The organism is Streptomyces sp. MNU76, from assembly GCF_020982545.1.
GTDB lineage: Bacteria > Actinomycetota > Actinomycetes > Streptomycetales > Streptomycetaceae > Streptomyces.
In genome coordinates, this window is the sequence record NZ_JAJKLK010000030.1 from 139,717 (window position 1) to 153,829 (window position 14,113).

At 66.9% G+C, this 14,113-nt stretch carries 10 protein-coding genes and 2 pseudogenes; 9 read left to right on the forward strand and 3 right to left on the reverse strand.

Features of this window, described 5'->3' with window-relative positions; genetic code table 11:
* Positions 1-170: 170 nt before the first annotated feature.
* Positions 171-563: a hypothetical protein gene (locus E4N62_RS44290; protein WP_230223919.1), complete on the reverse strand. Its 393-nt coding sequence runs from the start codon at positions 561-563 to the stop codon at positions 171-173.
* Between the two features lie 291 nt (positions 564-854).
* On the opposite strand from E4N62_RS44290, the gene E4N62_RS44295 reads away from it, so the two are divergent.
* The 7 genes and pseudogenes from E4N62_RS44295 to E4N62_RS44325 all read left to right on the forward strand — a co-directional run bounded on the left by E4N62_RS44295 (position 855) and on the right by E4N62_RS44325 (position 9,797).
* Positions 855-1,688: a BTAD domain-containing putative transcriptional regulator gene (locus tag E4N62_RS44295; RefSeq protein ID WP_230223920.1), complete on the forward strand. Its 834-nt coding sequence runs from the start codon at positions 855-857 to the stop codon at positions 1,686-1,688.
* Between the two features lie 87 nt (positions 1,689-1,775).
* The gene (locus E4N62_RS49110) at positions 1,776-2,537 is read left to right on the forward strand and encodes a peptidoglycan-binding protein (RefSeq protein WP_308186315.1); all 762 of its coding nucleotides are present in this window, start codon (positions 1,776-1,778) and stop codon (positions 2,535-2,537) included.
* 79 nt (positions 2,538-2,616) lie between these two features.
* On the forward strand, positions 2,617-4,707 hold the full coding sequence (locus tag E4N62_RS44305; RefSeq protein WP_230223921.1) for a serine protease: 2,091 nt from the start codon (positions 2,617-2,619) through the stop codon (positions 4,705-4,707).
* 132 nt (positions 4,708-4,839) lie between these two features.
* Positions 4,840-6,344: pseudogene (locus E4N62_RS44310) on the forward strand (ISL3 family transposase).
* Positions 6,345-6,705: 361 nt separating this feature from the next.
* Positions 6,706-7,497: pseudogene (locus E4N62_RS44315) on the forward strand (helix-turn-helix domain-containing protein); the annotation flags it as partial.
* A gap of 391 nt (positions 7,498-7,888) precedes the next feature.
* Positions 7,889-8,272 carry a hypothetical protein gene (locus E4N62_RS44320; protein ID WP_230223922.1) on the forward strand — a complete coding sequence of 128 codons (384 nt, stop codon included), beginning with the start codon at positions 7,889-7,891 and terminating at the stop codon, positions 8,270-8,272.
* Positions 8,262-9,797 (forward strand): caspase family protein, encoded by a 1,536-nt coding sequence (locus E4N62_RS44325; RefSeq protein ID WP_230223923.1) that lies wholly within the window; start codon positions 8,262-8,264, stop codon positions 9,795-9,797. Before E4N62_RS44320 ends, E4N62_RS44325 begins: the two co-directional genes overlap by 11 nt.
* On the opposite strand, the gene E4N62_RS44330 is transcribed toward E4N62_RS44325, so the two are convergent.
* Positions 9,794-10,342 (reverse strand): winged helix-turn-helix transcriptional regulator, encoded by a 549-nt coding sequence (locus E4N62_RS44330; RefSeq protein WP_230223924.1) that lies wholly within the window; start codon positions 10,340-10,342, stop codon positions 9,794-9,796. The two genes, E4N62_RS44325 and E4N62_RS44330, sit on opposite strands and share 4 nt — an antisense overlap.
* Before the next feature lie 24 nt (positions 10,343-10,366).
* Positions 10,367-11,140 (reverse strand): hypothetical protein, encoded by a 774-nt coding sequence (locus tag E4N62_RS44335; protein WP_230223926.1) that lies wholly within the window; start codon positions 11,138-11,140, stop codon positions 10,367-10,369.
* Between the two features lie 170 nt (positions 11,141-11,310).
* Here E4N62_RS44335 and E4N62_RS44340 point away from each other — a divergent pair, with 170 nt between their 5' ends.
* Both E4N62_RS44340 and E4N62_RS44345 read left to right on the forward strand, forming a co-directional pair.
* Positions 11,311-12,321: a cyclic GMP-AMP synthase DncV-like nucleotidyltransferase gene (locus tag E4N62_RS44340; RefSeq protein ID WP_230223928.1), complete on the forward strand. Its 1,011-nt coding sequence runs from the start codon at positions 11,311-11,313 to the stop codon at positions 12,319-12,321.
* On the forward strand, positions 12,318-14,054 hold the full coding sequence (locus tag E4N62_RS44345; protein ID WP_230223930.1) for a ThiF family adenylyltransferase: 1,737 nt from the start codon (positions 12,318-12,320) through the stop codon (positions 14,052-14,054). The genes E4N62_RS44340 and E4N62_RS44345 overlap by 4 nt, the downstream gene beginning before the upstream one ends.
* Positions 14,055-14,113: the final 59 nt, after the last annotated feature.

The following is a 14,113-nucleotide window of genomic DNA, read 5'->3' on the forward strand; positions in this document are numbered from 1 at the left end:
GACGCCTCTTCAATGTCGGGTGAATCGCCTGGCCGATGACGACAGGCCCCCCGATATCCACGTACCGGCACCGAGCTTTCCGGCACCCCGGAAAGCTCGGTGGAATTCCGGAAACCGATTCCCTCGTCTCCCGGTGAATCGTCGCCGAGAGTGGAGGGGTATTCGGCTGCCTACCAGCTGACTCCGACGCCGATGCCGAAGGCGCTGACGCCGATGGAGAACCTTTCCTGACCATCGGGCGGCGCGATAGACTCCGCGATCAGGGCGGAGCGGACGGGAACGCCGGAGTTGCTCCGCCACTGAAGTTCCATGTCGACGCCGTTGGCCAGCGCCCAGAACTTTTCGAAGAGCTCTTCTGTGTCGCGCACGGATTCCGGTGCGACGCCTTGAGCGGCCGCCGCTTCCCTGACCTGTTCGGAGAAGGCGTCCGGGTCCTTGAGAGTACGGAGCGATTCGAGGATCCCGTCCGAGATCCCCTTGCTCATGAGCTGGACGACCTGCTCGTACGCCTCGTAGTCGGCGTCCGCTTCCGCTGCTCGTGCCGGTGCCTTTGTGTCGACCATCTTCTGTCCTTTCAGGAACGGCTCCCGGCCATTCGTCATTCGCATGGGAGGGAGCCTCTTGGTCTTCCGCTCCCGAGCATCCCCCACCCCTGTTCGGACGACGTGGGACAGATGGCGCAGTCGCGTTGCCCAAGCGTTTCGCGGGCATCAGCAGCTCGTCGTCGCCGCAGGAAACGGTGGCTGGTACGGACATCGAAAAAGAATGTGAGCAGGAGGCCGCACCGACGTCACCTGCGCAATGAGGGGAGCAACCGGATGCGCCCTGCACATGTCCCCCGCACAGTAGTGAGCGTGTTAGGAAACGAAGCTTCGAACGAGGTATCGCTCGGGCTGCTGGGCACCTTCGAGCTCACCTCCGGCGAGAGCAGCGTCCCCGTAGCTCTTGGAGCTCAGCGGCTGCTGGCGTTCCTGGGTCTCAGACCGGACGGCATCCACCGAAGGGCAGCGGCCGAGCAGCTGTGGCCTGACTACCCGTCGCATCGGGCCGCGGCGAACCTGCGCTCGGCGCTGTGCCAGGCGCGGCGTACCTGGTGTGTCACGCTGATCGACTGTGTCGGGCAGCGCCTTCGGGTATCGCCGGTCGTCCGGGTCGATCTGCTCCGGATCCGCGACTCGGCCCGGCAGATCGTCGACGGGCAGGCAGCGCTGCCCAGCGACAGCGGGACGCTCATAGATGAGTTCACCAGGGAACTGCTGCCGGGCTGGCCCGACGAGTGGTTGCACGTGGACCGCGAGCGCTGGGACCAAATGCGCCTGTACGCACTGGAGGGGCTGGCTCAGCGGTTGCTGACGGCCCAGCAGTACCTACCCGCTCGCCAAGCCGCGTTGGCGGCCACCGCGATCGATCCCTTCCGTGAGACCGCCCATCGCATCGTCATCGAGATCCATCTCAGCGAGGGCAACGTCGCCAGTGCGGTCCAGTGCTACCGGCAGTACGAGGCCTACCTCCAGCGGGAGCTCAGGGTCAGCCCGTCGCCGCAGATGACCGATCTGCTGCGGGGGCTGCCGTCCCTCCAAACGGACCGTCACAGGCAGCAGCACAGTGCGCCCCCGCAGGCGGCAACTCCCGTGTCCGACCGGCTGCGCGGACAGGCCGGCGGCTCACGTGCCCGCGACGCTTTCTGAACGCAACGGCGAACGCCGGCATGACGGCCGGAACCTAAGGTGGTAGCGCCGTCCGGCAGAAGGACGAACCCGAGGAAAGAATGACACGTGGAGGAATCCATGCCCTGGGGAATCGCTGAAGAAATAGAACCCGGTGATGTGGTCAACATACTGGGGATTGACCACGTGTTCTATGAAGAAGTGATGCGAACGGGAGGGACCGTCTCCTGGAACAACAACAACCCTGGAAACATCGTCAGCTCCGGAGAAGCGGAGAGTTACGGCGCATACCGGGGAAAGCGCAACAACATCTTCGCCGTCTTCCCGAGTGAAGCGCAAGGATTTGACGCCATCCGGCGTTTTCTCCTGAGACGCAAAGACAAAACGATCCTGCAAATGATGGAGGTTTACGCCCCCAGTGGACACGGCTCGAACAACCCCGAGGTCTACGCGCAGAAAATCTCCGCCGCCCTCGGCATGAGTACGGATACGCCGGTCAGCCAACTGAGCGACGAGCAGGTGACCGTTTTCGCGAGGGAGATCAAACGGATCGAGGGATGGCGCGAAGGACAGAGCCACGGTCCGGACGACCTGCCGAGTCAAATGAGCGAGTGGCTGACCAGATTCCCCACTCGAACCGAGCGCGAGGCGGCCGACCAGCCATTCGCCAGACGAGGATCCCCGAAGGCGGAAGGAATCAAGAACATTCAACGGCCCCTGAATGATCTCGGACACACGCCTGCTCTTGCCGTCGATGGAGCATTCGGCCCCAAGACCGAAGCGGCAGCGAAATTGTTTCAACAAAGAAACGGCCTCTCCGCGGACGGCATCGTCGGAAACAAGACCTGGAAAAAGCTCGCCGAGGCATGACAGGCAGGTGACTCGCCCGGCCAACTCCTGGCGATCGACTGCCCCATTGCCGACAGACCCGGACAGGACGGTGGAGACCATGCCCGCGACGGAAACCGCACGCGAGGAGTTGCGACGGCAAGCCGCCGACGCAGCACGGCGGTACGGGGAATCGACCACGGAGCGGGAGCGGGTCGAGGAACAGCTGGCTGCGGGGATATCGTTCCCCGATGCCCCGGAAGCCCTGGCCATGCGCGCAGAGCGGATCCTCGACCGGGGCGGAGTCTCCTCCTCAGCCGTGGTGTCGAGCATCCACGCCGAAGCTCTGGGCCTTCCTGAGGCCAATGAGCGGATCATCAACCTGTCCAACGAGCTCCAGGCCTGGAGCTTCCTGCCACGCGGTACACGGGCGGCCGGCACCGTCGCCCGGATCACCATGCGTCACGCAGGGCGCGAGCTCCCCCACGGCACCGGCTTTCTGGTCTCGCCGCGACTGCTGATGACCAACCAGCATGTGCTGCCCGACGAGAGCTTCGCCGACCGCTGCTTCCTGGAGTTCAACGCTCAGGTCACCATCGACAACGCCCCGGACTCGGTGATCAGGATGGAGTTCGATCCGGACACCTTCTTCGCCGCGGACAAGCGGCTGGACTTCGCGTTGGTGGCTGTGACCCCGGCCATGGACGGCCGCCCCCCGGGAGAGGTCTTCGGCTGGAACCGGCTCAGTGCCCAGGTCGGCAAGCTGGTGATCGGCGAACGCGTGAACATCATCGGCCATCCCAACGGCCGTCTCAAAGAGATCGCCCTGCGCGACAACACCCTTCTGGTGCGGCTGGACGAGTTCATCCACTACACGACCGACACGGAACCCGGCAACTCGGGTTCCCCCGTCTTCAACGACCAATGGGAAGTCGTGGCCCTGCACCACAGCGGCGTGCCGAGAACGGATGCCCAGGGACGAGTACTGCGCAAGGACGGCGGGCTCTGGCAGAGCGGCGAGGGGGATGAAGCGATCGACTGGATCGCGAACGAAGGCGTCCGCATCAGCTCCGTCCTGAAGCACCTGGCCACTTTGCGTCTCGACCCCGCGCGACGTGCGGTACTGGCCGAGCTGGGGCCGGACTCGGCACTCGGGCAGGGCATCCCGCCAGGCACGAAGGAGGCTGCGGTACCACCACTCCCGGCGCAGACCGCCGGCGCGACGAGTCGGCGCGGCACACCTGTTCCGGAGGCGACCGCCGCGACGGCCACTGTTGTTGCCGCCGAGCAGGCCGTCGGACTACGGGCTCGGGGCAGTGCGTTCGACGGCGGTGGGCGACACCTGGTGTTTCTGCACGGCAGGAGTCAACAGGGCAAGGATCCCAAGGCACTTCGTCGGGAGTGGACGGCGGGCCTGAACCAGGGACTTACGCGTGCGGGATCGGACACGGTTGATCCGGCGGATGTCTGGTTCCCGTACTACGGCGACCGGCTGGCAGCCCTCATGGGGGCGAAGGAGGCTGCCCATGGTGGCGTCGAGTGCGAGGATCTCACCGCGGCCTCGGCCGCCGAGCGGTTCGCCGCCGAGTCACCGTCGGGCTTCTACGAGCAGATGCTCGTAGAAGCGGCGAACAAGGCCGGCATGCCGCAGGACGGTCCCGTCGCCACCGAGGGGTTCGGGAGCGCCCTGGTCGGCAGATTCCAGCGGTCCCTCAGCTGGCTGGCGGCCAAGACCGATGTCGACGCGTGGACGATCGCCACCGTCTTCCGGGATGTCAGCCGCTACCTCAACGACCGCGAGGTCCGCGACACGGTGCTGGACACCGTCCTGGAGACGATGCCGACCAGCGGAGAACTGGTGTTGATCACCCATAGCCTCGGCACCGTCGTGGGTGTGGACCTCATCAGCCGGCTTCCGGCCGCGCTTGATCTCACCCTGCTCGTCACCGCGGGCAGCCCCCTGGGCATGAACACCGTGAACGAGCGCCTCCTCGCCGGTGGGCCCCACCGCCCCGAGAAGGCGCGCCAATGGTTCAACGCCTGGTGCCCGACCGACGCGGTCGCCATCGGCTGCCCGTTCGAGGACCCTCGTTGGGGCAAGGTCACGCACCTGGCCGTCGCCAACGCACGCGACCGGGCCCACAGCATCAACGAATACCTCGCCCACAAGGGCGTCGCCGACGAGATCGGCGGAGCGCTCCGCCGGCCCTGACCGACGCCGCCGAGTCGACCACGCGCAACGGGGGTCTGTACGGTGAGTGGCTCTGTCCCGTAATCGGTGGTAACGACGAGTGACGGGCATCGTTGGCATGGTGTGCGAGATGTCAACGAGCTTGTGAGCGTGGTGTTTTCGGGGTTGTCGGCGCTGGTCATCGAGGGTGTGGCGGACGAGGGCGGCCTGATCCGGGTGACGGCGCGGACCCGGCACGATCTGGTGCCGTGCCCCGAGTGCGGCACGCCGACAGGGCGGGTGCACGGGTTCCACGGGCGGAGAGTCGCGGACGTGCCCATGGACGGACGGCGGGTCGTCGTCTCGGTGAGGTTGCGGCGGCTGGTGTGCCCGGTGCTCGGCTGCTCGCGGCAGACGTTCCGCGAGCAGGTTCCCGGCGTCGTGGAGCGCTACCAGCGCCGGACCAACCGTCTGGCCGACCAACTCGGCTCTGTGGTCAAGGAGTTAGCGGGCCGGGCGGGTGAACGCCTCTCACGCGTGCTGGCCTGCTGGATCTCGCTCGACCGCCCTGCGCATACTCATGCGCAGGGCGGTCCTGCTGCTGCGCGTCCCGCGCGTGCTCGGCGTCGACGATTTCGCCCTCAAGCGCCTAAGCACCGCTACGCCACCGTGATCATTGACGCCGAGACCGGCGAGCGGATCGACGTCCTGCCCGATCGCACCGCCGAGACCCTGGCGGTGTGGCTGCGCGAGCATCCCGGGGCCGAGTACGTCTGCCGGGACGGCTCCACTACCTATGGCGAGGCGATCCGCCAGGCCCTGCCCGAAGCAGTGCAGGTCAGCGACAGGTGGCATCTGTGGAGCAACCTGTGCGGCAAGGTCCTGGCCGAGGTCCGCTCCCCGCCGCGTGCTGGGCGACCGCCGTGAACCCGCCGCCCGGGGGCGTCCGCGAGCAGACCACCCGCGAACGCTGGCAGCAGGTCCACGACCTGCTCGAAAAGGGTGTCGGCCTGCTCGAATGCGCCCGCCGCCTCGACGTCGCACTGAACACCGTCAAGCGGTACGCCCGCATGAAGGAGCCCACCGCCGAGCGTCGCGCACCCCGGTACCGGCCCACGCTCGTCGACCCTTACCGCGACCACCTCCGCGCCCGTCGCGCTGCCGACCCGGCCGTCCCCGTCAAGCAACTGTTCCGGGAGGTCAAGGAGCTGGGATACACGGGCAGCCTCAACCTGCTCTACCGCTACATCACCCAGGGCCGGGCCGAGGGCGACAAGCCCGTCACCACCCCGCAGCGCTTCGCCCGCCTCCTCCTGACCCGCCCCGAGAGCCTGCGCGACAAGGACGCCGCACTGCTGCGGGAACTCACCAAAGCCTGCCCCGAGATGACTGGACTCGCCCGCCTGACCGGCGAGTTCGCGCAGCTGCTGACCCCGGCCGAGGGCAACGACGTCAAGCTCACCGTCTGGATCACCGCAGTTCGCTCCACCGACCTGCCCCACCTGCACTCCTTCACGAACGGCCTTGAGCTCGACCGCGCAGCCGTCGACGCCGGACTCACCACCCCGTACCACAACGGCCGCACCGAAGGCGTCAACACACGAACCAAGAAGATCATGAGGCAGATGCACGGCCGAGCCGGGTTCTCCCTGCTCCGCCACCGCATCCTCCTCCAGTGATCACCACACAGCGCTACCACCGATTACGGGACAGAGCCGATTACGGGACAGAGCCGTTCGCTACACAGACCCCCAGGTTGGTGCGACGTCAGTTGGGGAGACGCTACTGCGGACGCGGTACGACTTACACCCACCAGCATCGAAGCGAGCTGGCCAACTGCGCGAGCCTCGCCCAACTCTGGCTTCTACGCTGCTGCCAAGCCAGGGGCTCACCAAGCAACAACCACCGCCGGGTTCTTGGCGAGCTCTTGCTAGTCCTAGCCGCTGCCCCGCTACACGAGATCAAGACGTGAACGCTATCCGTACGTGTTTGGTACGCGAAATGTGCGCTTCGCGCTAGGGTCGGGGCAGGAGGTGCTGCATGTCCGAGCTGTTCGACGCGGTCGACGCGCTCATCGCGTCCCGCTCCCCGTTGCCGCCCCCGGCGGAGCGCAGGCGGCTGCGCCAGGCGCATGGCCTGACGCTGGACGAGGTGGCCGCCGCACTGCAGGTGCGGCGCGCGACGGTCAGCGGCTGGGAGGCCGGCAAGACCGAGCCGCGGCCGCCGGAGCGCGAGGCATACGCCCGCATGCTCAAGCAGCTCGCCCAGCTCTACCCCGCCAACGCCCCGGTGCCCTCTGAGGACACGGCGATCCCCGAGACGCCTGCCCTCCCAGCTGCTCCTGCGTCAACGGGAGCCGAACCGGCCAAAGCCCGCACCGAACCCACAGGCCCGATCCCAGAGCCTGCTTCTGAGAACACCGCACTGCGCCCCGCCGCTGTGCCGCATCCGGCGGCCACGACCAGGCCGACGTCGCGTCGGCCGCCCGCGCGTAAGGCCGCCCCCGCTGGCACCCCAGCCGGTGGTGCCGATGCGCGGTTCGAGAACGGGCCGCTGGCGGTCGTCGACGTCGAAGACGGTCAGGCGCTGGCGTACTGCGTCGGCGGCCTGGTCCTGGATGTACCGGCGAAGTCGATTGCGGCCCTGGTGGAGTGGACGCTCCGCGAAGGGCGGCTCGGCCAGCCGAAGTTGTCCGGGCCGGGCAAGGACGCCGACCCGCTGATCGTGCTGACCGAGGCCGCGTGCGAGCACTACGGCCTGCCCGTCACGCTTACACAGCAGGAGCGTCTGGCCGGCCGGATCCCGGAGGGCCACAAGGTCATCAAGCAGCTGATGTTGCGGCCCTCTTGAAGGTGAGCAGCCCTTGCTCGCCAGCCAGGGACTTGCTCAGTTTTAGAGAGCGGAGTCCGATAGAAGTTACTGGAAAGTAGGGTTGGTGCCGGAGATCGAGTGTGTGCCTCGGTGACTCGGCTTTACCTGCGGTTTTGTGGGGTGGCCCCGCGGCCTGCTCAACAGGAGCCTTGGCTGCTCAGGGGCAAGAGGTCGCCGGTAGTGGCGGTCGTGGGGCGCGGACATGCAGGCTCCGAGTCGGCCCAGTGTCGTGGCGTGACGCTTCGTCGGGCCTGGTCCGAACCGGCCGGACGTGTCGCCGTAGGGTGACTTCTCGTACCAGCCCGGGGGAGCCCTGGGCATCAGATGCGCGCAGCAAGCGGGGGAGTACGCGATGCACGGCACCCAGGACACCGGGGCGACGGATGTTCAGATCGGGCTCGACTCGGCGAGTGAACTCGACGATCGCCTGGCACTGATCGGGTGGCTCCGCGGTGAACGCGGCCTCCAGGGGCGCGTGCACGTCCTGCCCGCCGCACCTGCGGAGAACGAGCTTGGTGCCGGGCTCGACTTGCTCACGGTATCCCTCGGTTCCGGAGGAGTCGCCACCGTCCTGGCCGGTTCCCTCGCCACCTGGTTGCAGAATCGGCGTACCCCGACCAAGATCCGCATCTCCGTCACCCGGGCCGACCGCACCCTGGAGCTCGAGACCGGTGACGCCGCCGAGGCCGAGGCGTTGATCCGGCGGTTCCTGGGGGAGGACGCCGATGGAGTCTGACGACGCCGCCGTGCTCATTGGTGTCTCCAGCTACCGAGATCCCTCTCTTTTGGACGTGCCCGCTGCGCGCAATAGCCTGCACGCGATGCACCGGCTGCTGATCAGCCCCGAGTTGTGCGGCTGGTCCGAGGACCAGGTGCACGTTCTGGAGGACCCCGCCGGGGCCACGGACATGGCCCTGGAACTGCACCGCCTGGCCGAGGAAACCACGGGTACCCTGCTGATTTACTTCGTCGGCCACGGGGTTGTCAGCAAGTCCGGTGCGCTGTGCCTGGCCGCTGGCGATAGTCAGCTGCGCTATCCCGACCTGACCGGCCTGGAGTACGACAAGGTCCGCAGCGCTCTCCTGGACTCACCGGCCCAGGTGAAGTTGGTGATTCTCGACTGCTGTTACTCGGGCCGGATCATCCACGGTCTGGCGGGCACTGGTGAGAGCCAACTCGTGGACAGCACCGACATCCGCGGCGTCTATACGCTCACAGCGGCCGACCAGGTCGCGCACGCGCCTTCGCGAGACGAGACCGCTAGCACGTCCTTCACCCAGGTTCTGTGCGACGTCGTGCGAAGCGGCATCCCAGGCGCCCCGCCGGCGCTCGCTCTGACTGACATCTATCCGAAGCTCAAGAGCACGCTCAAGGCACGTGGTCTTCCGGAACCCAACCAGCGGGGGACCGACACTGTCGAGTCCTATCCTTTCAGCCGCAACGTCGCGTACACCGGCGGAACCGGATTCCGGCTGCTCCCTCAGGAGCACGTGGACCGCTTCCTCAGGTTCCTCGCCGCACAGCCGCACCACGACCTCACGGCTGAGAGTATCGAGAAGCTGGAGGACTGGCCCGGCGTCTACCTTCTGCACCGGGAGTCCCACGATGCCCCGGAGATCCTCTACGTCGCACGGAATGATCGATCGATCGCCGCCCGTCTCGGCCAACACCTGCGAAAGATCAGCGGACGTTGCCATATCGACGCCCGCGACCTCTCGTTCAGCTATCTCAAACTGGACGACGACCTCAGTGTCCTGGCCCCGGAGCGCCTCGTGCTCCGGCACCTTCACGCCCAGGGACGTTCTCCGCAGTGGAACAACACCGGCTTCGGAAACAACGACGCGGGCAGGATGAGGGACTCCCGCCGGCGCAACGGCGACGACTTCGACGTACTCCATCCCATCGACCTGTCATGGCCTGTTCGCTTCGACGACCCAGCCCGCAAGGTGACGGCGCACAAGATGGCCGCGCAACTACGAGCCCAACTTCCTTACAGCTTCCGCATCGAGCCCTGGGAAACCGAACTTGACCATGTGCGGCTCGCCCTCCCGGACGGCTCTCTCAGCGCCGATCAGGCCTTCCGCCTGCTAGCCACTGCCATGGGCGACTCATGGCAGATCAGCGCCCTGGTAGGCCAGGTTCTGATCTACCGGGAGCAGGACAAGAGGTATCCCAACGCCATCCGCTACTACGCGGGCACACAGACGATCACTGAAATGCCTGACGTATGCAAGGCGGCCGGCCTCCCTGACGACTGCTAGGGCAGGGTGTACGTGAACTCCTTGCCACCCCGCTCCGGGCCGGGTGCGCGGTTGCGGCTCAAGGCTCCAGCCTGGACAAGGCGTTTGAGCCGGTTGTTGGCGTTGGTGACGGAGATACCGAGTGCTTCGGCCAGCTCCTGGGCCCGGAAGGTACCCAGGCGGCGCGCCTGGGCGTAGGTGCCCGGCATGACGGTGGTCTCGCCCAGCAGCGTGTGGTCCTCGCCCTGCACGGCGAACTGCTTGCGCCGCTCCAGGCAGACGGCGACGGACTCGCGTGTTTCCTCGTTCAGCCCGACGAGCCGGACTGCGGCAGCCTGCACGTCACCAGCCGCCAGGGACACGTACAGCTTGCCCAGAAACTCGTCCACGAAGCTGTGAGTCATGGCCTCGGTGCCGGTGAAGTCGATGTCCAGGACGGGAACGGGGCCGGCCGATCTGAGTACGTTCTCCAGCTCACCGCGTTTGGATGCCCCCGTGCCGCGGGTGGACAAAAACGTACCCGGATCGCTGACGGGGAAGGTGAGCCTTTGCTTCTTCGCCTTCATTGAACGCATTGAAGCACAGTGGGGTCATCCAGGGAACGAGACTCTCAGCCAGGCCCAGGTGCCCTCCACCCGCTCGCGGGTGCGCCGGTAGGTAGTGAAGGTGTGCTCCCGGTAGTGGCTGGCGGTCACGGCGCCGTCGCCGCTGCGCAGGATCAGGGTCGTGATCGCAGTCTCCCTCACCCCGTCCAGAACATCAGGCAGACCATAGCCGCGGTCCTCGTCGGTTCCGCTGACACGGGGACTGAGCGCGCGCTGCAGGGCGTGGATGCTCTCGGTCACGTCCGAGTGCTGCGGGTTGCGGCGCAGGTGATCAAGCACTCCGACTCCGGTATCGCAGATCGAGACCTCCAGTCGCCTGCGGCCGGTGGTCCTGCCGCTGTAAGCCTGCACAGTGATGAAGGCACCCATCTCACTGGTTCCGTGGCTGATCGCGTTGTCGATGAGCTCGCCCAGCCCCGTGAAAGCCTGTCTGCCGAAGCGTTTGCCCAGGCGGTCGGTCGCGACGAGCCCGATACGCTGGTTCACGTCACGGACCGTCACGCCCGTCAGGCGGGTGACCTCCACCAGACTGGTCGAGTGATCGTTTCGCTCTTCCTCGGGGAGAGCGCCCGTGATGCGGGACCCTTCCGGCAGCTGCTTCAGCAGGTCCATGCGCTGCAGGTATGAGGCCACGCCACGGCGTTCCGGCAGGAGCAGGGCGATCTCCGCACCGCCGGCCGCGCGCGTGTGGGCGAGCGCGGCCACGGCGGCGAGATCCAGAGGGCTGGCGAACTCCAGACGGCGGGCGTCGATGACCAATCCGGGCCGAGAGGGGTCTCGCAGGCGCGGGGTGCCGCGCAGCAAGGGGTGGCGGCCGGGCAGCTCAAGTAACACGACACACCAGCATGCCATCCGTTCGGCCGTGTCGCGGCCGTCTGTCGTACCCCCGTGCTACGGTTTCACGAATTTCAATGAAGACGATGTGCGGGATGGTGCCAGTGCGGCTCACGGCCTACTTCAACACGCTCCTCACGGACACGGTCAACCTGAGCCGGTTCAAGCTCGAGCTGCTCGACGAGCGAGTGGACAAGGTCTACCGGGCCCTGAAGGACGACGAGGAAATCGGGCATCTCGTCCTCGACAAGATTTCTCAGGGGTCGTGGGCGCAGAGGACCATCATCGACCCGGTTGGTGACAACGAGTTCGATGCCGACTTCCTCCTCCTGATGGAGGAGAACCCGGACTGGCACGACAGCCCCAAGACCTATATCGACGAGGTCTACGCCGCGCTGCACCGGCACAGTCGCTACGGCGAGATGCCGCACTCGCGCAAGTGCCGTTGCGTGCGTCTGGTCTACAAGAACTCGATGCACGTGGACATCGTTCCCTACGTGCAGCTCAGCGACGGCCGCAGCGTCATTGTCAACCGGGACGACAACTGCTGGGAGGCGACGGACCCCGAGGGCTTCACGACCTGGATGCGCCAGCAGGATGGCATCACCGGTGGGAACCTGCGCAAGGTCATCCGGCTGATGAAGTACCTGCGCGACCACAAGAACTCCTTCACCGGGACCCGGTCGATCATCCTGACGACCCTGCTCGGAAACCAGGTCAGCGAGACGAAGAAGCTGCTGGACCCCGGCTACTACGCCAACGTGCCCACGACCCTGCTCCACCTCGTCCAGGACCTGAACACCTACCTGCAGGCCAACCCCACCAAGCCGTCGATCGCCGACCCCTCCGGGTCGGGGGTCACCTTCGACCACCGGTGGACCCAGGCCACCTACGCATACTTCCGCGAGCGGATCCGCGTGCACGCCGCAGAGATCGAGGACGCGTACCACGAGCCGGACAAGGAGACCAGCATCGAGCTGTGGCAGGACCTGTTCGGCAGCGGCTTCAAGGAGCCCGAGACGCAGCAGAGCAGCGCGAAGTTCCCCGCCGCGACCACGTCCGTGGCCGCCGTGACGACGACGGGACGGTCGGGGCGCGCTGGATGAGCAGGCGCAACTCCGGGCGGCCTGACGCCCCCACTTCGTGGCAGAAGAAGGCGCTCGCAGATCTCCGCACGATCGCCGCCGAGCAGCCGGACATCCTGCGCGTGGTGGGGACGCCGGAGCGTACGGATGACGGCGCTGTGGCGGTTACGATCGAGATCGACACGAAGGGAACCGTCTGGGTGGAGGGCGGGCTCCCGCTCCAGCCGCGCGAGCAGTTCGTCCTGCGTATCCCGCCCCACGCGCTGCTGCCCCCGCAGGTGGATGTCACCCATACGCGGTTCCTCGGACACCCCCACGTCCTGCAGGGCCACCGGCTGTGCCTGTACCTGGACCCCGCCCGAGAGTGGAACCCGGCCGACGGTATCCGCTCCAGCCTCGACCGCCTGTGGGGCTGGCTCAGCGATGCCGCGGACAACCGGTTTGACGCCTCGACCGCCCTCTATCACGCGGTGGGCGGCGTCCTGCACCAGTCCGCGGCAGCTCCCACCATCGTCGTGCGCGAACCCGTGCCCCCAAAGAACGTGCAGGCCGGATACCTGATCCCCAGGACCGTTCAGCGCCTGGACCTCACCTTCATCCCTCGAGAGCCTCCCGCGGCACGCCTACCGGTCATCACCGCCCCGGCACCTCTGCCGATGGGAGCCGGCACCACACTCGTCCAATTCCTGCAGCAGATCGATGCATCGCCCGGCAGCGCCGCCGCTCCGTTCGCACCGGCCGTGCTGACCTCCCTGGTGACCAGCGTGGTCAGAAACACCGACGGCACACCGCAGTACTTCCTCCTGGCCGTGCCCCACCCCGCCGGAGGGCCACCCCACCTGATCGCGGGCCGGATCCCCGCAACCGCCGCCGACGAACTACGCGACCTCGCACAGTGCCATCCCGGTTCTCTGAACAAGATCACGCCCAGCGCGGTCAACCCGACCGTCCCGATCGAATGGTGCCGCGTGTCCGACGAACGCCAAGCCGTCACCACCCGCCGCGACGCAAGCCGCCCCGTCAACAACTACCAGGACAAACACGTCCACATCTGGGGCTGCGGGGGCATCGGATCTTGGACCGCGGAGTTCATCGCACGGGCCGGAGCTGCACACATCACGCTGTGCGACCCCGGCGTCGTCACCGGCGGACTGCTCGTCCGTCAGAACTTCCTCGAGACCGACATCGGCGAGACCAAGGCCGCCGCACTCGCCGACCGCCTGCGCAACATCGACGACAACCTGACCGTCGACATCGCCAAAGGCATCCTCCCAGACGACGCCGAACAGGTCATGCACCAGGCCGACCTCGTCATCGACGCCACCATCAGCCTGGCCATCGGGCAAGCCCTGGACGTCCTCGCGCGCACACCCGACCGCAAGGCCACCCTCGCCCAGATCGCCACAGACACCCGCACCGGAACCCTGGGTATCCTCACCGCCTGCGCCCCGGACACCCTCCAAGGACCCCACGCCCTGGACTCTCAGGCCGGCCTCTCCGTCCTCGGTGACCACCGACTGGAGCTGTACCACCCTCTGTGGCAAGAATCAGAACACGGCGACGAACTCGTACCAACCCGTGGCTGCTCCGTCCCCACCTTCCACGGATCCTCAGCCGACCTCGCAGCCGTCGCCGCCACGCTCACCACGTTCCTCGGCATGCAGATGGCGGCATCGACGTCAGGAACCCACCTGATCGCCCTTCCGCACGCCCACAGCGGACCCCATCATCACTACGTCCCTCCTACCCCCTAACCCGCTGTCACGCGGCGCCACCCACCCGACCGAGCCACAAGCCCCAACGACAGCACACG